Raw genomic sequence first — 18,707 nt, forward strand, 5'->3', positions numbered from 1 at the left:
TGTACTTGAGTACGGCAAGGTGAAGCTGACGTGGTTTGAATTTGATTTTCGAAGAGTATAAAAACAAGATAAGGAATTAAAATGAGTATTTTAGAAGTTAAAAATCTGAGTCACGGTTTTGGTGACCGTGCAATTTTTGAAGATGTGTCCTTCCGTCTCCTCAAGGGAGAACATATCGGTCTGGTCGGTGCCAATGGTGAAGGAAAATCAACCTTTATGAGTATCGTGACTGGTAAAATGCTGCCAGATGAAGGGAAGGTTGAGTGGTCCAAATATGTGACTGCCGGTTACTTGGATCAGCACTCCGTTCTTGCTGAAGGGCAGTCGGTACGCGATGTTCTCCGTACGGCCTTTGATGAGCTATTCAAAGCTGAAGCCCGTATCAATGACCTCTATATGGAAATGGCTGAAGACGGTGCGGATGTTGATGCTCTCATGGAAGAAGTGGGAGAACTCCAAGACCGTTTAGAGAGTCGTGATTTCTATACCTTGGATGCTAAGATTGACGAAGTAGCGCGTGCCCTTGGTGTCATGGACTTTGGCATGGATACGGATGTAACCTCTTTGTCAGGTGGGCAAAGAACCAAGGTGCTTTTGGCAAAACTTCTCCTTGAAAAGCCTGATATCTTGCTGTTGGACGAGCCGACCAACTACTTGGATGCTGAGCATATTGACTGGCTCAAGCGCTATCTCCAAAACTATGAGAATGCCTTTGTTCTTATTTCACACGATATTCCATTCCTAAATGACGTTATCAATATTGTCTATCATGTGGAAAATCAACAGCTGACGCGTTACTCTGGTGACTACTACCAGTTCCAAGAAGTCTATGCCATGAAGAAATCTCAGCTGGAGGCTGCCTACGAACGTCAGCAGAAAGAGATTGCCGACCTCAAGGACTTCGTCGCTCGAAACAAAGCGCGTGTTGCAACACGAAATATGGCCATGTCTCGTCAGAAGAAATTGGATAAGATGGATATTATCGAACTCCAAAGTGAGAAACCAAAGCCATCCTTTGATTTCAAATCAGCTCGTACGCCAGGGCGCTTTATCTTCCAAGCCAAGGATTTGCAGATTGGTTATGACCGTCCTCTGACTAAGCCTTTAAATCTTACCTTTGAACGCAATCAAAAGGTTGCTATTATCGGTGCCAACGGTATCGGGAAAACAACTCTCTTGAAGTCTCTATTGGGCATTATCCCGCCAATCGCTGGAGAGGTTGAACGTGGAGACTACCTAGAACTTGGCTACTTTGAACAGGAAGTAGAAGGAGGCAATCGTCAAACACCTCTTGAAGCTGTCTGGAATGCCTTTCCTGCCCTTAATCAAGCAGAAGTCCGTGCAGCCCTTGCCCGTTGTGGCCTGACAACTAAGCATATCGAAAGTCAAATTCAGGTTTTGTCAGGTGGGGAACAAGCCAAAGTTCGTTTCTGTCTCTTGATGAATCGTGAAAACAACGTTTTAGTGCTGGACGAGCCGACCAACCACTTGGATGTGGATGCCAAGGATGAACTCAAACGCGCTCTTAAAGAATACAAGGGATCTATTCTTATGGTCTGTCACGAACCAGACTTCTATGAAGGTTGGATGGACCAAATCTGGGATTTTAATAATTTAACTTAAAAATAAGGATAAAAGAAATACAGTACCGAATGTGGGTACTGTATTTTTTTGGTTTTTAAGATTTAAAATCGTAGTCTTTCACCACTTCGATGCTGTCGATTGTGATAGCAGTAGTTGGCTTGTCTTTTTCATCTTTTTCGACTTTAGCAATTTTATCTACAACATCCATACCGTCAATCACTTGACCAAAGACTGGGTGTTTGCCATCTAGACTAGGGTTTCCCCCTTCTTTATAGGCTTCGATGATTTTCTTTGGATACTTGTTTGTAGGGAGTTTAGCAGAGGTATCTGTAGAGTTTTGGTTGATGAAGAATTGGCTACCATTGGTGTTTGGTTGACCAGTATTAGCCATAGAAAGAGCACCACGGATGTTATAGAGATATGGAGTAATCTCGTTTTTGAAACCAGTTCCCTTGTCTTTAGTTTTATCCTTGTCATGCCAGATAGACTGACCACCTGTACCGTCTCCCTTTGGATCTCCAGTTTGGACCATAAAGCCATCGATGACACGGTGGAAGGTAATACCGTTATAGTAGCCTTCTTTAGCATGAGTGAGGAAGTTTTCAACCGCTAGAGGAGCGAGTTTAGGGAAGAGTTTGATACGGATATCTCCTTGACTTGTGTGGAGAATCACTTCAGCCTCGTCTTCAGCAACTTCTTTAGATAGTTGTGGGAAATTGGCGTTTTCGTTTGTTAAAGCATCGTTTAACTCCTTGGCAGATTGGGCAGCTGCTTTGGAACTTTCTTCAGCAGCAAGACTGGAATCTACATAGTCATCACCACGCAAACTACGTTGGATGCTGCTACACCCAGCTAGGGCTACAGTGGATAGTAAAAGAAGGGTTGCTAGTTTTTTCATTCTGTTCCTCTCAAAAATTCATTTCTACCATTGTACCCTAAAAGGAAGTTTATTTCAAATATCAATAGAGATTATTCTGATAACACATATAACTTTATAGCTTGACTTACTCCATTTTGTTCATTAGAATCTGTTACTGCATTTGCACAGGATTTGACATCTGTAGGTGCATTTCCCATTGCAATACCAAGGCCTGCGGTTTCAATCATGGGAACATCATTATAATTGTCACCCAAGGCCATAATCTCCTTTGGGGAAATTTGATAGTAGTTAGCCAATTCTAACAGAGCCTGTTTTTTAGATACTTGATTATGTGTGACTTCAAGATAGTTATTCTTGGAGAGATAAAAATCCGTTTGAGGGAAATCCATAATGGATAAGGTGTTTTGCAGTTTCTGTATAGTGTCTGCTTTATCAATTAATAATAGTTTATGAACAAGAGTATATTCCTCTTTTATCAAATCTGTTATAGATGTAACTTTTGGACTTTCTCCAGTAATATCGGCTTCGATTTGTACCCATTTATCTAAAGTATTAACAAACCAATCTTGTCCAGAATAAACATTGATAGAAACTGTCGGAAATTCTCTTTTTAAAAAATCATGAAGAAATGTTAATTCTTTTTTATCAATAGAATGCTGACTTAGGACCTCATCCCCCTTACTGATAAGGGCACCGTTATAACATGCGATTGGGAAGTTACTAATACCTAGTTCTTTAGAGATTGGAGCAATACCGAGAGGTGAGCGAGCAGAAGCTAAGACAAAAGGGATTTCTTTTTGTTTTAAAATTGGCATCAGTTCTGGCAAATAAGAGTCTATCTGGTGATTTTTGTCTAAAATTGTTCCGTCAATATCGGTTATAATCAATTTAATATTTGTCATAGTTAACCTCTTTTAAAATAGAATAGTTGTTTTACCATCTAAATATTTCTGAATTTCTATATCGGGTTCTTTGTCTGTAATCCAATAATCAAAATCAGCTAGTTCAGAAAGAATAAAGTGAGAGTGTTTGCTTATTTTACTGGTTTCAGCCAGTAAGACACGAGTTTTGCTTGTTTTAAATGCTCTCTTTTTCATTAGAACATCTTCTTGGTCTTCAAAACTAACTTGACCATCTGAAAGACTTGCAGCTCCAAAAAAAGCTAAATCAAACTTAATAGAGTTTAAAATGTCCGATTCTTCTAATGAGTAATAGAAACGATTTTTTTTATGAAATCGTCCACCTAGAATGTGAAAATCGACATTTTCTTTCCCTCCTAGAATAAGCGCATTATCTAATGAATGGCTGAAAATAGTGACTTTTTTATCTGTTATTTTTGCTAACTCAAGTACAGTTGTTGAAACATCATAGAAAATTAATTGTGATTCAGAAATAAGTTGGGTAGCTAAATGAGCAATTTTCTCTTTTTCTTTGGAAGATTGTTCTGCTCGACCTTGAAAACCAAGAATCCTTTGCTTTTGAATTGGCAATAAACCTCCATGAGTTCTTTTTGCTCGTTTCTCTTTTGCGAGAATAGAAAAATCTCTGCGGATGGTATCTTTGGATACTTGGAAATAGTCAACCATTTCTTTTGCTGATAGACTTCCTCTATCCTCTAAAAGTTTAATGATTTCTTCTAATCGTTGTTCTTGGTACATATGAATTCCCCCTTTCAATACTAATATACCTCTTTTGTAAGCGATTGTCAACGTTTGTAATGTTTTATAAGTGTTTTGAATAATCTACAAAAAAATCAACCTGACTTGGTTGATTAAAGATTCTTCTTTGGATGACGGTCGATAATATCCTTGTATTGTTCCAGTATCTGCTCCCCCTTTGGAGTCAATTTGTAGCCACGATTGCTAATTCTTCTTCTGAAAGTTGTCATGAAGGGCTTTGACCAAATTTGTAGCCTTCATCTTAGACAGTCTTGTAATTCCCTTGCTTTTCAGAATATTCTTTTTCATAGTAGCATTTAGATGGTTAAGTGAGTCAAATGCAGTTTCGACAAGAGTATAACCTTTTTCCACCAGAGTTTTTAGATGCTTAGGGGTATCAATGCCATAAGTGTACTCAAAGTATTTAGGGAACCAGATCTTAAGAAAGCTCGTAAAGCATCACAATTAGTAAAGGTTAATTCGAAAGAATTGCTATATTTTAAAAGAGCACATTTTCAAAGGATTTTTTCTTTTGGCTTCAATTCCTAATTAGTCAATGAACTTAATAATAGGTCTCGAAAAGAATTATGCTTCCTCTTTCTGTCTGAGTTCAAAGAGGTCTTCTACTTTCAGATTAAAAACTTGAGCAATTTTAAGAGCCATTTCCAGCGAAGGGTTGTAACGATTATTTTCCAAGTGCAGAATTGTCTCGCGTCGCATGCCGATGAGGTCGGCTAACTCCTGCTGGGTCATGCCTGTGGACTCACGAACAGATTTGAGATTAGTAATAATCTTGCTTTCTTTGGCCATGCTTATCCTCTACGTTCCAAGATAAAATATACAACCGCAAAGATGCAAATCAAGGCAGCTATGCTAATAAATATCTGCCCCATGTAAAGAGTGAGAGGCCCCATATACCCAATGATAACTGCTAGGATCATCAGTGTGGCTAGTATAAAAACCAACATCAAGCTAGCTGCCTTTGCTAAATTAGCATAAAAGCGTTCGTCCGGAGTTTCCTTGACATTTTTTAAAGAGAAAAAACCAAATGCAATCACTTCAATAGCGAGGCCAATTCCCAAAATCCATTCTTTAATACCAGAACTTTCGCTTGGGGTCGCAACCCAAATTCCTACTGTATAAAAAATGCTTGCTGCAAACAAAAGTATCGTGTAAAGCTTAGCAGACAAGTCAAAAATAATCTTTCCCTTACCTTTCTGACTTTTATGAGACCATAGTTTCATATGTAGCCAGCTCCAAATAGCTACAATTTGACCTTGCACTGAAATACCAGTAATAACTAACTTGGGTCCCCAACTAAGATTAGAACCAAATAAAACAATAAAATCAATAAAGAGAGCTACGGCAATCACTGCAATGAGGCCACGCATTTTTTGACTTTTTTTCATGATAGACTCCTTTTTTATGTTATAAATATATAACACTTAAATTTTATGTTATAAATATATCACATTTAAATCTGGAAAGCAAGAATTTATGTGCCAAGGTGGCAATTATTTGGAAAATCTAGATACTCTATGAATCTCTACTTTTTTCTTAGACTGTTATAAAGTCTGTCAGAATAAGCGTTATAGGTGTAGAAGTTAATTTTTACAGAACTAAATTATTCCCCTATTTAGAATCTATTAATTTATATTTTATAAATTAATTAGTAGATATCATTCTTAAAATCCTTGATATTTCGTTTGGGAACGGGCTTAGAATTTAGGAGCCAAGTATCCAAATCTCGTTCAGGCGATATGAAGGGTTTGACTTGATGGTCTTTATAAAATGTTTCTAATACTCTTCGAAAATCAAATTCAAACTACGTCAGCTTTACCTTGCCGTACTCAAGTACAGCCTGCGGCTAGCTTCCTAGTTTGCTCTTTGATTTTCATTGAGTATAAAATAGTATTCACGGATAGCTTCTTTCAAACATTTATTTCCTACTTCTAACAAATTTCTAAATGGTTTAAAAATTTTATAGTCTGTCAAGTTTTTTTCTTGACACCTGCCAGAAATCTGCTATAATAGAACATGTGATAAATAGCTCAGCTATTTCACCGAAATAAAAAATAAGAAAAGAGACTTTAAAAATGGCAGTTAAAATCCGTTTGACTCGTATGGGTTCTAAGAAAAAACCTTTCTACCGTATCAACGTAGCAGATTCACGTTCACCACGTGACGGACGTTTCATCGAAACAGTTGGAACTTACAACCCACTTGTTGCTGAAAACCAAGTAACTTTGAAAGAAGACCGCGTTCTTGCATGGTTGGCTGATGGAGCTCAACCTTCAGATACAGTTCGCAACATCCTTTCAAAAGAAGGTGTATTGAAGAAATTCCACGATTCTAAATTCTCAAAATAAATTTAAAGTAGGTTGACAGATGGATACGATTGAAAATCTCATTATTGCGATTGTGAAACCCTTGATTTCACAACCAGATGCCTTAACTATCAAGATTGAAGATACACCAGAGTTTTTGGAATATCATTTGGATCTTGATCAAAGCGATGTGGGTCGTGTAATCGGTCGTAAGGGTCGCACTATTTCTGCGATAAGAACGATTGTCTACTCTGTCCCAACTGAAGACAAAAAAGTAAGAATCGTTATTGACGAAAAATAAGAAGGGCGGGACGAATGTCTCGCTTTTTTTGCAAGGAGAAAGAATGAGAGATTTAACAGTTAGACAACTAGAGGAATATTTACTTGACCATTACCGACAATCTAGAACAGAAGAAGGGCTTTTTATTAAGCTAGTAGAAGAAGTTGGAGAAGTTGCTGAGGTTTTAAATGGACGCTCTGGTCGAAAAGAGGGAGTTCAAGATTCGAACGAGGAACTAGCAAAAGAATTGGCTGATATCATTCACTACACTGTCGCAATTGCGGCCATCAACGACATAGATCTAACCAAGACCATTTTTGAAAAAGACAAAAAGGCGGCTATCAAATATCAGCATGAACGAGATTTGGAAGGCTTTTTTAAAGAAAACTGAAAAAAGAATGAATATTGATTGTGTTTTTAACATAGATTGGTCAATGTATATTGATTGGCTATTACGAATTTTACAAATTGCGACATTTATTGCTGTGATTATAAAGATAACTTTCCAAAATAAGGTTTATATCAATAATATTGAAATCAAGGAAATTAAACCATTCGAGTTTGAATCTTTACATACAAATTTTCACTATATTCATGAATTTACACATAATATAAGTAGCAAACCTTTTAATCATTTGATTTTTTATCCCAAAGAAGTTGATATTGAAATAGTAGAATTTTATTCTTTAAACTATGATTCAAGAAACGATTGTTTGATTGTAAATAATAAACTGCATACAGTTAAAAATTTAAAGAATTATACATGCTTATTGATTCATACAAATTTACCAGAGAATATGCCTAGTTTAAGAATGAAATGGAAAACAAGTCAGGGTGAAATTGGGGAATATACATTTTATAGCAATATGTATAACGGGAATGTAAATATCTCATCTTTCAAATATAAATTAACATTAAAGAGAAAAATATTAGCACTTTTTGGACTATAGCGGGCCCTCTATGTATTTTCCTCTAACTTGAGAAAATCTTTGAAACGTGATAAAATAAAGGATGAGGATTTTTAATAATTCATTATATAGAACGAGTGGATTTCTTTATGAAGAGGTTTGAAGTATCTACAGAAATTGGTAGTCTCTCTGTTACTTATCAAAAACAAAAGAAAATGCTAGTTTGTTTAAGTGGCGCAGGTTTGCTACCAAGTTATGAAAATTTTTCACTTATACTTGAAAAACTTCCTCCTACAATTGGTTATTTGACAATTGATTTTCCGAACACAGGTAGGAGTCCGATTCATGACCAAACTGGAAAAAATCTAGATAATCTTGCAGATGCGGTTTATGAAGTACTTGAAGAATTAGGGATTTCTGAATATATACTTTGTGTACATAGTTTGAGTGGAATTTTAGCTTGTGAATTGCTCAACAAACCAATTAAGTGTCAGGCTTTAGTAGCGCTTGAACCGACAACTAAAAAAGTAATGTTTGCTGATTTTTCAGAAAATCCTTATCCAGAAATGGAAGAGCAAATGAGACTGATTGAAGAATTTGGTCCTGAACTTTATTTTAAGAACTTAACTCAAGCAACATTTAGCCCTGAGATTAATAAAGAAATCTGGGAAATAATGCAAGAAAAAGGTTCAGAGTTGGAAAATCAAGATACAGGATTTCAGATATCTGGAGAGATTACTGAGGAAGATTTTGAGAATGTATCTATAGAATCTTATATCCCTGTATTTATTTTTTGTCAGCCTTATAGAGAAAAAGAGTACAGAGAATCAGAATATTGGACTTCCAATACTAAACTCATTTTAGGAGGGAATCACCATTATTTACAATGGTCAGAATCAGAAAAAATTGTGACTATTATTCGAGAATTGTCCGAATAAGATGGATAGAAATAGAGTACAGGAGACAAGATGAACTACTTTAATGTTGGGAAAATCGTCAATACGCAAGGGTTGCAGGGTGAGATGCGAGTCTTGTCTGTGACGGATTTTGCAGAAGAACGGTTTAAAAAAGGTACTGAGCTAGCCTTATTTGATGAAAAAGATCAGTTTGTTCAAACAGTGACCATCGCTAGCCATCGTAAACAGAAGAACTTTGATATCATTAAATTCAAAGATATGTACCATATCAATGCTATTGAAAAGTACAAGGGATACAGTCTCAAGGTTGCTGAGGAAAATTTGAATGACCTAGACGAAGGTGAATTTTATTATCACGAGATTATCGGTTTGGAAGTCTATGAGGGTGATAACTTGATTGGAACCATCAAGGAAATCCTGCAACCAGGTGCCAACGATGTCTGGGTGGTTAAGCGAAAAGGCAAGCGTGACTTGCTCTTGCCTTATATCCCACCAGTGGTTCTAAATGTTGATATTCCAAATAACCGCGTCGATGTAGAAATCTTAGAAGGGTTAGACGATGAAGATTGATATTTTAACCCTTTTTCCAGAGATGTTTTCTCCGCTAGAGCACTCAATCGTTGGAAAGGCTCGAGAAAAGGGGCTCTTGGATATCCAGTATCATAATTTTCGAGAAAATGCTGAAAAGGCCCGCCATGTCGACGATGAGCCCTACGGAGGCGGTCAGGGGATGTTGCTCCGAGCACAACCCATTTTCGATGCCTTTGATGCTATTGAAAAGAAAAATCCGCGCGTCATTCTCCTCGATCCTGCTGGAAAGCAGTTTGATCAAGCTTATGCCGAGGATTTGTCTCAAGAGGAAGAGCTAATCTTTATCTGTGGGCACTACGAGGGTTATGATGAGCGCATTAAGACCTTGGTGACAGATGAGATTTCCCTGGGGGACTATGTCCTGACTGGTGGAGAATTGGCAGCCATGACCATGATTGATGCGACGGTTCGCCTGATTCCAGAAGTGATTGGCAAGGAGTCTAGCCACCAAGATGATAGTTTTTCTTCAGGCCTTCTCGAATACCCTCAGTACACACGCCCTTATGATTATCGAGGGATGGTCGTGCCAGATGTACTGATGAGTGGACACCATGAAAAGATTCGTCAGTGGCGCCTGTATGAGAGTTTAAAGAAAACCTATGAACGCAGACCGGATTTGCTTGAACATTATCAACTGACAGCAGAAGAAGAAAAAATGCTGGCAGAAATTAAAGAAAACAAATAATAAAGGAGAAACCTATGCAAGTAATCAAACGTGATGGAGAAATTGCTGAATTTAATCCAGATAAGATTTACCAAGCTATCTTAAAGGCAGCCCAGACTGTCTATGTATTGACAGATGATTTGCGTCAAAACCTTGCACAAGTCACTAAGAAAGTGGTTTTGGATTTGGAAGAGGCCAAGGTGGAACGTGCTACCATTAGCATGATTCAGTCTATGGTTGAACATCGTCTACTAGGTGCAGGTTACATTACCATTGCAGAACACTACATTTCCTATCGTCTACAACGTGACTTGGAAAGAAGTGGTTATGGAGATCATATCGCAGTTCATTTACATTTTGAACAAATTCGCTAAGAAAAAAGAGTGGGATGAAGCAACTACATCTCACTCTTTCTTAAATCTATTTTTTTGGGCTGTTTGGACAGTTGAAGGGACAAATCGTAGGCGTTGAATATCGCTTATGCGGATAATACGGGTCACATTTTTGGCAAAATTTTTCACGATAATTTGCTGGCGTTGCTGATCGTATTTGATGATGTCACCTGTAAAACTTGTCTCAGACAAGATAAGGTGAACAGCGGTTTGTTTCTGGATAGCCTCTTCAATAGTGGCTGTAAGGGAGTTGCTTTCAGTCTGGTCTAGTTCTTCATGTCCATTTAAAAAGTCATGTATTTTATCTAGAACTTGCTGGAATTTATGTCTCATAATGGCCTCCCTTCTTTTATATCAATATTATATAAAATTTTCCTAAAATCTACAAGATTTTACGAATAATCAAATGAAAGCTAAAAAAGGAGAAGAAAATGGCAGAATTTACATTTGAAATCGAAGAGCACTTGTTGACTCTTTCTGAAAACGAAAAAGGTTGGACTAAGGAAATCAACCGTGTGAGCTTTAATGGTGCTCCTGCAAAGTTTGATATTCGTGCTTGGAGCCCAGATCATACTAAAATGGGCAAAGGGATTACTCTCTCCAATGAAGAATTTCAAACGATGGTGGATGCCTTTAAAGGTAAATAATACTCTTCGAAAATCAAATTCAAACCGCGTCAGCTTCGCCTTGCCGTACTCAAGTACAGCCTGCGGCTAGCTTCCTAGTTTGCTCTTTGATTTTCATTGAGTATAAGTTTTCAAAATGAAAGAAAAGGATATTGAGTCATGACAACTCGATATCCTTTTTTAGTTAGCAAAGTAAGCTTGATTTTTAAGGCGTTGAAGTAATGGACGGCTAATAAAACTAATAGCAATAATTTTACCAAGATCTGGGATGATAAAGGGAAATACCCCCACAATAAGAGCTTTTTCAAATGGCATTCCAGCTAGGAAATGTAAGCTGAGAATCCCGCCGACAAAGACAAGAGCATCACCCAAAAGGTTTGCAAGAAAAATCTTGACAACACCACTCTTGCTGTTGGTTAGAGAGGAAGTAAGTCCAGAGTAAACGAGATAAAACCAAAGATAGCCTGCAGTAGGACCAACCAACGCCTGAAAACCAGCTCCACCTCCTGCAAAGACAGGAAGACCGATAGCACCTAGAAGAAGATAGAGTCCAACAGAAAGTACAGCCTCCCTCGGTCTAAAGACAGTAGCAATCAAGCCGATTGCAAAGTTTTGCAGAGTGAAGGGGACAGGTCCAATTGGAATACTGATTTGTGCTAAAACAGCAATGAGAGCAGCACCAATAGCAGGGATGGCATAAACGTGAGCTTTTTTCAAAATAGTTAACCTCTTTTCTGATGTATAGTAACTATTATACTCGTAGAGTAATTATTGTCAACCTATTTATAAATTCAAGGTAACAAAAACTGTAACGGCCGATTTTGCTTACTGGGTAAGTTGTTTTCATCGATTGTAAATCATCAAAAAAGAAGCAGACACATTTGTATCAGCTTCTTTTGCTTCGATTAACGCATAGTTACAAATTCTTCGGATGCAGTTGGGTGAATCGCCACAGTTGCATCAAAGTCTGCTTTGGTTGCTCCCATTTTGATAGCAACAGCAAATCCTTGAATCATTTCATCAACACCGTATCCAATTCCATGAAGTCCGACAACTTTTTCTTCTGAACCAGCTGTGATCAATTTGAAACGAGTTTCTTGACGGTTGCAAGTGCAAGCAGAGTACATAGAAGTGAAGCTTGATTTGTAAACCTTGATTTGGTCTTGGCCGTATTCTTTAATAGCTTGCTCTTCTGTCAGCCCAACAGTTCCGATAGCAGGGTGTGAAAAGACAACAGTTGGAATAGTTGAGTAGTCCATTTTTGCAGTAGTTTTTTCGTTAAAGAGGCGTTCAGATAGGGTACGTCCTGCCTTGATAGCAACTGGAGTCAGTTCTTTTTCACCCGTTACATCACCTAGAGCGTAGATTCCCTCAACAACAGTATTTTGGTATTCATCCACTTGGATAAAGCCACGTTCGTTCAGAGTTACTCCAGCTTTTTCAAGTTGCAAGCCCTTAACGTTTGGACGGCGACCAGTAGCCCAGATAACTTGACTAGCTGTGTGACTAGTACCATCTTCAAAATGAATGGTAATGCCTTCAGCAGTTTTTTCTAACTTGACAGGGACTTTGTGAGTATGAAGTGGTAAGTTTGTTCTTTCCATTTCCTTAACCAAACCTTCAACGATGTAAGAATCAAAACCACGTAAAGGGCGATCGTGACGAACAAAGAGGTCTGTCTTGACACCGAAAGTGTGGAGTACGCCAGCCAATTCAACGGCGATATAACCAGCACCTAGAATAGCAACTGACTCTGGAAGTTCTTCCCAGGCAAATACATCATCAGAAGAGCCACCTAGTTCAGCACCAGGAATGTTTGGAATACTTGGATGGGCACCAGTAGCAATCACGATATGTTTAGCACGAATCAGTTCACCATTTACGCTGACAGTATGAGAATCTACAAATTCAGCATGACCTTCAATCAAGTCTACACCGTTGCGTTTAAAACTTCCATCATAAGAAGAACGAGCGCGATCAATATAGGCTTCACGATTACGACGTAGGGTTGTAAAGTCAAAGTTAAGATCAGTAGTCTTAAAGCCGTAGTCTTCTCCAAATTGATGGAAAGTCTCAGCGATTTGTGCCCCGTACCACATGATTTTTTTAGGAACACAACCGACATTGACGCAAGTTCCACCTAATTTCTTTTCCTCAATAACGGCCGCTTTGGCTCCGTGTTCACCAGCACGGTTCATGGTAGCAATTCCTCCGCTACCACCACCGATAGCAATGATATCATATTCTCTCATTGAAAACTCCTTTATACTCTTTTAAATAGTAGAGTGTCATTTTTTGATAGTCATATTCTATCTTTTTTTTTATCTGATTGCAAAAATCTGCTACGTTCAAAAAAATTAAAGAAAAGGCTTGCAAAAAGGAAAAATAAAGTGTATTATATAACTAGTACAATGGCAATAAAAATAGATTCCGAACAATAATCAAATCCTGAAATGTCATTATTTCGTTCTGAACGGTTATTGTTTATATTTGCTAATTTTTATATAATATTGTTAAGGACTTTAAATCAAAAAGGAGTTTCATTATGAAGAAGAATCGTAAAGCTAAAAAGTGGCAATTGTATGCAGCAATCGGTGCTGCCAGTGTAGTTGTATTAGGTGCTGGGGGCATTTTGCTCTTTAGACAACCATCTCAGACCGCGGTAAAAGATGAGCCTACTCATCTTGTTGTTGCCAAGGAAGGAAGCGTGGCGTCCTCTGTTTTATTGTCAGGGACAGTAACAGCAAAAAATGAACAATATGTTTATTTTGATACTAGTAAGGGAGATTTAGATGAAATCCTTGTTTCTGTGGGTGATAAGGTCAGTGAAGGACAGGCTTTAGTCAAGTACAGTAGTTCAGAAGCCCAGGCGGCCTATGATTCAGCGAGTCGAGCAGTTGCTAAGGCAGATCGTCATATCAATGAACTCAATCAAGCACGAAATGAAGCTGCTTCAGCTCCCCAGTTACCAGTACCAGCAGGAGGCGAAGGAGCTGCAGCCCAAACTCCAGCTCCAGTCTCAGGAAATGCAGTGTCATCTATTGATGCACAATTAGGTGATGCTCGTGATGCTCGTGCAGATGCAGCAGCGCAATTAAGCAAGGCTCAAAGTCAGTTGGATGCCATGACGGTTCTCAGTACCCTAGAGGGAACTGTGGTCGAAGTCAATCGTAACGTTTCCAAATCTCCAACAGGAGCAAGCCAAGTGGTAGTTCATGTCGTAAGCAATGAAAACTTGCAAGTTAAGGGTGAACTATCTGAATACAACCTTGCCAACTTATCTGTCGGTCAAGAAGTAACCTTTACTTCTAAAGTTTACCAAGATAAGAGCTGGACAGGTAAGATTAGCTATATCTCTGACTACCCTAAAAATAATGGCGAAGCAGCAAGTGCAGCGGCTGCAGCAGCAGCTGGTAATTCTGGCTCTAAATATCCATATACCATTGATGTTACGAGTGAAATTGGTGATTTGAAACAAGGATTTTCAGTAAGCGTTGAGGTCAAGAATAAGAGTAAAGCCATTTTGGTTCCTCTAACAAGTGTTGTGACTGAAAATGATAAGAACTATGTCTGGGTGCTTGACGAGCAGAAAAAGGCCAAGAAAGTGGAAGTTGGTTTGGGCAATGCTGATGCAGACAACCAAGAAATCACTTCAGGTCTGACAAATGGAGTCAAGGTCATCAGTAACCCAACGTCTTCTCTAGAGGAAGGAAAAGAGGTGAAGGCTGATGAAGAAACTAATTAGTCTAAAAAATATCTGCAGAAGTTACCGTAATGGTGACCAAGAACTGCAGGTTCTCAAAAATATCAACCTAGAAGTGAATGAGGGTGAGTTTGTTGCCATCATGGGACCCTCTGGGTCTGGTAAGTCCACTCTAATGAATACGATTGGGATGTTGGATACACCAACCAGTGGAGAGTATTATCTTGAAGGCCAAGAAGTGGCGGGACTAGGTGAAAAACAACTAGCCAAGATCCGTAACCAACAAATCGGATTTGTCTTTCAGCAGTTCTTTCTTCTATCTAAACTTAATGCTCTGCAAAACGTAGAATTGCCCTTGATTTACGCGGGAGTTTCATCTTCAAAACGTCGCAAGTTAGCTGAGGAATATTTAGATAAGGTTGAATTGACAGAACGCAGTCACCATTTGCCTTCAGAATTATCTGGTGGTCAAAAGCAACGTGTGGCTATTGCGCGTGCCTTGGTAAACAATCCTTCTATTATCCTAGCGGACGAACCGACAGGAGCCTTGGATACCAAAACAGGGAACCAAATTATGCAACTATTGGTTGAGTTGAACAAAGAAGGAAAAACCATTATCATGGTAACGCATGAGCCTGAAATCGCTGCTTATGCTAAACGCCAGATTGTCATTCGAGATGGAGTTATTTCGTCTGACAGTTCGCAGTTAGAGAAGGAGGAAAACTAAGATGCAGAATCTGAAATTTGCCTTTTCATCTATCATGGCCCACAAGATGCGCTCTTTTCTCACTATGATTGGGATTATCATTGGTGTTTCATCAGTTGTTGTTATTATGGCTCTGGGGGATTCCATGTCTCGTCAGGTCAATAAGAATATGACCAAGTCACAGAAAAATATCCATGTCTTTTTCTCACCCATTAAAAGTAAAGATGGGTCTTTTACCCAAAAGCAATCAGCTTTGACAGTTTCTGGGAAAGAAGAGGATGTTCCTGTGGAACCACCAAAACCGCAAGAAGCTTGGGTTAAGGAGGCGGCCAAACTTAAGGGTGTAGATAGTTACTATGTAACCAACTCGACAAATACGACCCTGTCTTATAAAGATAAAAAGGTTGAGCGCGCTAGCTTGACAGGTGGAAATATTACTTACATGAAGGCGGTTGAAAATGAAATTGTTGCAGGTCGTAGTCTTATAGCTCAGGATTATAAAGATGTGGCCAGTGTCATTTTGCTAGACCAGGAACTTGCTAACAGTCTGTTCGGATCCGCTCAAGAAGCTGTTAACAAGATTATAGATGTTGGTGGCTTTAGCTATCGTGTTATTGGTGTTTATACTAGCGATGAGGCCAAGGCTGTCAAGACATTTGGTATTGGTGGACTTCCCATTACGACTAATATTTCTCTTGCCAATAACTTCAATATGGATGAAATTTCTGATATTGTTTTCCGAGTTAATGATACCAGTTTGACACCAACAGTGGGACCAGAATTAGCTAGAAAATTGACCGAGATTGCTGGTCTTCAGCAAGGGGAGTATCAGGTGGCAGATGCGACTGCAGCCTTCCAAGAAGTACAACAACTGTTCGGCTTTATAACTACGATTATTAGTGCCATTGCAGGAATTTCACTTTTTGTTGGAGGGACTGGTGTTATGAACATCATGCTGGTTTCTGTTACAGAGCGTACGCGTGAGATTGGTCTCCGTAAGGCTTTGGGTGCAACGCGTGCCAATATTTTAATTCAGTTTTTGATTGAATCCATGATTTTGACCTTGCTTGGTGGAGTTATTGGTCTAACCATTGCGACAGGCTTAACAGCTATAGCTGGTCTACTCTTACAAGGATTGATAGCTGGTATAGAAGTAGGAGTATCAATCCCAGTTGCCCTATTTAGTCTTGCAGTTTCAGCTAGCGTGGGTATGATTTTTGGAGTTTTGCCAGCCAACAAGGCATCGAAACTTGATCCAATTGAAGCTCTTCGTTATGAATAGAATCAACAAGATGGACACTTGTCTATCTTGTTTTTGTATAGATTTCTCTATCGAAAATCCTTAAAAATGTGATATAATGAAGTGTTAGAAAAACAGGTTTCATTTGCCTGGAAAGGAAAAATTATGTCTGAAAAGAATTTTTATATTACAACGCCGATTTACTATCCATCTGGTAAACTTCATATCGGTTCTGCCTACACAACCATCGCCTGTGATGTCCTAGCACGTTACAAACGCCTGATGGGCTACGATGTCTTTTATCTGACAGGTCTTGATGAGCATGGTCAGAAAATCCAGCAGAAAGCAGAAGAAGCTGGCATCACACCTCAAGCCTATGTTGATGGGATGGCAGTTGGAGTCAAAGAACTCTGGCAATTACTCGATATCTCATACGATAAATTCATCCGTACAACGGATGATTACCATGAAAAAGTAGTGGCTCAAGTATTTGAGCGCTTGCTGGCTCAAGATGATATCTATTTGGGTGAATATTCTGGTTGGTATTCAGTTTCAGATGAGGAATTCTTTACAGAAAGCCAGCTTGCAGAAGTATTCCGTGATGAAGCCGGAAATGTAACGGGAGGTATCGCTCCATCAGGACACGAGGTTGAATGGGTATCTGAAGAATCATACTTCCTTCGTCTCAGCAAATACCAAGATCGTTTGGTCGAATTTTTCAAGTCCCATCCTGACTTTATCACTCCAGATGGTCGTCTGAATGAAATGCTTCGCAACTTCATCGAGCCAGGTTTAGAGGATTTGGCAGTTTCTCGCACAACCTTTACATGGGGTGTTCCAGTACCATCAAATCCTAAACACGTTGTCTACGTTTGGTTTGATGCTCTGCTCAACTATGTGACAGCTCTTGGCTACGATCAAGACGAACACGCTAACTTTGACAAGTTCTGGAACGGAACAGTCTTCCACATGGTTGGAAAAGACATCCTTCGTTTTCACTCAATCTACTGGCCAATCCTTCTTATGATGTTGGATATCAAATTGCCAGAACGTTTGATTGGTCATGGTTGGTTTGTCATGAAAGACGGAAAGATGTCTAAATCTAAAGGGAATGTTGTCTATCCTGAAATGTTGATAGAGCGTTTTGGACTAGATCCACTTCGTTACTACCTCATGCGTAGCCTTCCAGTTGGTTCAGACGGAACTTTCACTCCTGAAGACTATGTAGGCCGTATTAACTACGAATTGGCCAATGACCTTGGAAACCTCCTCAACCGTACGGTTTCTATGATTAACAAGTACTTTGATGGGCAAATTCCTGCCTATGTAGAAGGTGTAACAGAGTTTGACCATGCTCTTGCTGACGTTGCAGAACAATCAATCGCTGACTACCACACCTACATGGAAGCAGTTGACTACCCACGTGCCCTAGAAGCAGTATGGACTCTTATTTCACGTACTAATAAATACATCGATGAGACCGCACCATGGGTCTTGGCTAAGGATGAAGCACTTCGCGATCAATTGGCAAGTGTCATGAGTCACTTGGCAGCTAGCCTTCGTGTCGTTGCTCACTTGATTGAGCCATTTATGATGGAAACCAGTCGTGCAGTCTTGAATCAACTTGGCTTAGAAGAAGTAGCGAGCCTTGAAAACTTGAACTTGGTTGACTTCCCAGAAGATGTGACTGTAGTTGCCAAAGGAACACCAATCTTCCCACGTCTGGATATGGAAGAAGAAATCGCCTATATCAAGGAACAAATGGAAGGCAACAAACCAGCAGTCGAAAAAGAGTGGAACCCAGACGAAGTTGAACTCAAACTAAACAAGGAAGAAATCAAGTTTGAAGACTTTGACAAGGTCGAAATCCGTGTCGCAGAAGTCAAAGAAGTGTCTAAAGTAGAAGGTTCAGATAAGTTGCTTCAATTCCGCTTGGATGCTGGTGATGGTGAAGATCGTCAAATCCTCTCAGGAATTGCAAAATACTATCCAAATGAACAAGAATTGGTCGGCAAGAAAGTTCAAATCGTTGCCAATCTCAAACCTCGTAAGATGATGAAGAAATATGTCAGTCAAGGTATGATCCTATCAGCTGAACATGATGGAAAATTAACCCTTCTCACAGTTGACTCAGCTGTACCGAATGGAAGTGTGATTGGGTAAAAGTATACAGGACTAGTTCATGCTAGTTCTGTTTTTTATTTAACTATTATGCTTTACAAACTAGTGTG

Annotated in this window: 22 protein-coding genes; 14 read left to right on the forward strand and 8 right to left on the reverse strand. The window is 39.1% G+C overall.

The window, feature by feature from the left end:
• Positions 1 to 81 precede the first annotated feature (81 nt).
• Positions 82 to 1,623, forward strand: a complete 1,542-nt coding sequence (locus ADJ60_RS01435) for an ABC-F family ATP-binding cassette domain-containing protein (RefSeq protein WP_000025380.1) — start codon at positions 82 to 84, stop codon at positions 1,621 to 1,623.
• A gap of 55 nt (positions 1,624 to 1,678) precedes the next feature.
• Here ADJ60_RS01435 and ADJ60_RS01440 read toward each other — a convergent pair whose 3' ends face one another.
• The 5 genes from ADJ60_RS01440 to ADJ60_RS01465 form a co-directional block, all read right to left on the reverse strand.
• Positions 1,679 to 2,482: a peptidylprolyl isomerase gene (locus tag ADJ60_RS01440; protein ID WP_049542942.1), complete on the reverse strand. Its 804-nt coding sequence runs from the start codon at positions 2,480 to 2,482 to the stop codon at positions 1,679 to 1,681.
• 71 nt (positions 2,483 to 2,553) lie between these two features.
• Positions 2,554 to 3,366, reverse strand: coding sequence for an HAD family hydrolase (locus ADJ60_RS01445; RefSeq protein ID WP_049542943.1), 813 nt, complete (start codon positions 3,364 to 3,366; stop codon positions 2,554 to 2,556).
• A 12-nt stretch (positions 3,367 to 3,378) separates the two neighbouring features.
• Entirely contained in the window at positions 3,379 to 4,122 is a 744-nt protein-coding gene (locus ADJ60_RS01450; protein ID WP_049542945.1) for a DeoR/GlpR family DNA-binding transcription regulator, read from the reverse strand.
• Positions 4,123 to 4,707: 585 nt separating this feature from the next.
• Entirely contained in the window at positions 4,708 to 4,932 is a 225-nt protein-coding gene (locus ADJ60_RS01460) for a helix-turn-helix transcriptional regulator (RefSeq protein ID WP_001041097.1), read from the reverse strand.
• A 2-nt stretch (positions 4,933 to 4,934) separates the two neighbouring features.
• Positions 4,935 to 5,531: a hypothetical protein gene (locus tag ADJ60_RS01465; RefSeq protein ID WP_049542946.1), complete on the reverse strand. Its 597-nt coding sequence runs from the start codon at positions 5,529 to 5,531 to the stop codon at positions 4,935 to 4,937.
• 687 nt (positions 5,532 to 6,218) lie between these two features.
• Between ADJ60_RS01465 and rpsP the strand changes: the two genes are divergently transcribed.
• The 8 genes from rpsP (at position 6,219) to ADJ60_RS01505 (ending at position 10,183) form a co-directional block, all read left to right on the forward strand.
• A complete protein-coding gene (gene rpsP / locus ADJ60_RS01470; protein WP_000268760.1) occupies positions 6,219 to 6,491 on the forward strand; it encodes a 30S ribosomal protein S16 in 273 nt (90 codons plus the stop codon).
• 19 nt (positions 6,492 to 6,510) lie between these two features.
• On the forward strand, positions 6,511 to 6,750 hold the full coding sequence (gene kphA, locus ADJ60_RS01475; RefSeq protein WP_000379617.1) for an RNA-binding protein KphA: 240 nt from the start codon (positions 6,511 to 6,513) through the stop codon (positions 6,748 to 6,750).
• Between the two features lie 43 nt (positions 6,751 to 6,793).
• Positions 6,794 to 7,120 carry a MazG nucleotide pyrophosphohydrolase domain-containing protein gene (locus tag ADJ60_RS01480; RefSeq protein WP_049542949.1) on the forward strand — a complete coding sequence of 109 codons (327 nt, stop codon included), beginning with the start codon at positions 6,794 to 6,796 and terminating at the stop codon, positions 7,118 to 7,120.
• A gap of 7 nt (positions 7,121 to 7,127) precedes the next feature.
• On the forward strand, positions 7,128 to 7,679 hold the full coding sequence (locus ADJ60_RS01485; protein ID WP_023943056.1) for a hypothetical protein: 552 nt from the start codon (positions 7,128 to 7,130) through the stop codon (positions 7,677 to 7,679).
• Between the two features lie 107 nt (positions 7,680 to 7,786).
• A complete protein-coding gene (locus ADJ60_RS01490) occupies positions 7,787 to 8,575 on the forward strand; it encodes an alpha/beta fold hydrolase (RefSeq protein ID WP_049542951.1) in 789 nt (262 codons plus the stop codon).
• Positions 8,576 to 8,605: 30 nt separating this feature from the next.
• Positions 8,606 to 9,124 (forward strand): ribosome maturation factor RimM, encoded by a 519-nt coding sequence (rimM, locus tag ADJ60_RS01495; protein ID WP_049542953.1) that lies wholly within the window; start codon positions 8,606 to 8,608, stop codon positions 9,122 to 9,124.
• Positions 9,114 to 9,830 carry a tRNA (guanosine(37)-N1)-methyltransferase TrmD gene (gene trmD / locus ADJ60_RS01500; protein WP_049542955.1) on the forward strand — a complete coding sequence of 239 codons (717 nt, stop codon included), beginning with the start codon at positions 9,114 to 9,116 and terminating at the stop codon, positions 9,828 to 9,830. Before rimM ends, trmD begins: the two co-directional genes overlap by 11 nt.
• 14 nt (positions 9,831 to 9,844) lie before the next feature.
• Complete coding sequence (locus ADJ60_RS01505; RefSeq protein WP_001196040.1) at positions 9,845 to 10,183, forward strand: ATP cone domain-containing protein; 339 nt, start codon at positions 9,845 to 9,847, stop codon at positions 10,181 to 10,183.
• A 30-nt stretch (positions 10,184 to 10,213) separates the two neighbouring features.
• On the opposite strand, the gene ADJ60_RS01510 is transcribed toward ADJ60_RS01505, so the two are convergent.
• Positions 10,214 to 10,534: a hypothetical protein gene (locus tag ADJ60_RS01510; protein ID WP_049542958.1), complete on the reverse strand. Its 321-nt coding sequence runs from the start codon at positions 10,532 to 10,534 to the stop codon at positions 10,214 to 10,216.
• A gap of 98 nt (positions 10,535 to 10,632) precedes the next feature.
• Here ADJ60_RS01510 and ADJ60_RS01515 point away from each other — a divergent pair, with 98 nt between their 5' ends.
• Positions 10,633 to 10,848, forward strand: a complete 216-nt coding sequence (locus ADJ60_RS01515) for a YdbC family protein (RefSeq protein WP_049542960.1) — start codon at positions 10,633 to 10,635, stop codon at positions 10,846 to 10,848.
• Positions 10,849 to 11,007: 159 nt separating this feature from the next.
• Here the strand turns inward: ADJ60_RS01515 and ADJ60_RS01520 are convergent, their stop codons facing one another.
• The gene (locus ADJ60_RS01520; RefSeq protein ID WP_049542962.1) at positions 11,008 to 11,544 is read right to left on the reverse strand and encodes a biotin transporter BioY; all 537 of its coding nucleotides are present in this window, start codon (positions 11,542 to 11,544) and stop codon (positions 11,008 to 11,010) included.
• Between the two features lie 188 nt (positions 11,545 to 11,732).
• Complete coding sequence (gene gor, locus ADJ60_RS01525; RefSeq protein WP_049542964.1) at positions 11,733 to 13,079, reverse strand: glutathione-disulfide reductase; 1,347 nt, start codon at positions 13,077 to 13,079, stop codon at positions 11,733 to 11,735.
• Positions 13,080 to 13,369: 290 nt separating this feature from the next.
• Between gor and ADJ60_RS01530 the strand changes: the two genes are divergently transcribed.
• The 4 genes from ADJ60_RS01530 to metG all read left to right on the forward strand — a co-directional run bounded on the left by ADJ60_RS01530 (position 13,370) and on the right by metG (position 18,639).
• Entirely contained in the window at positions 13,370 to 14,572 is a 1,203-nt protein-coding gene (locus ADJ60_RS01530) for an efflux RND transporter periplasmic adaptor subunit (protein WP_049542966.1), read from the forward strand.
• Positions 14,556 to 15,257 carry an ABC transporter ATP-binding protein gene (locus ADJ60_RS01535; protein ID WP_049542968.1) on the forward strand — a complete coding sequence of 234 codons (702 nt, stop codon included), beginning with the start codon at positions 14,556 to 14,558 and terminating at the stop codon, positions 15,255 to 15,257. Before ADJ60_RS01530 ends, ADJ60_RS01535 begins: the two co-directional genes overlap by 17 nt.
• Before the next feature lies 1 nt (position 15,258).
• Positions 15,259 to 16,518, forward strand: coding sequence for an ABC transporter permease (locus ADJ60_RS01540; protein WP_049542970.1), 1,260 nt, complete (start codon positions 15,259 to 15,261; stop codon positions 16,516 to 16,518).
• A 123-nt stretch (positions 16,519 to 16,641) separates the two neighbouring features.
• On the forward strand, positions 16,642 to 18,639 hold the full coding sequence (gene metG, locus ADJ60_RS01545; protein WP_049542972.1) for a methionine--tRNA ligase: 1,998 nt from the start codon (positions 16,642 to 16,644) through the stop codon (positions 18,637 to 18,639).
• The last annotated feature ends 68 nt before the right edge of the window (positions 18,640 to 18,707 follow it).

Source organism: Streptococcus pseudopneumoniae (assembly GCF_001076775.1).
Classification (GTDB): Bacteria; Bacillota; Bacilli; order Lactobacillales; family Streptococcaceae; genus Streptococcus; species Streptococcus pseudopneumoniae_G.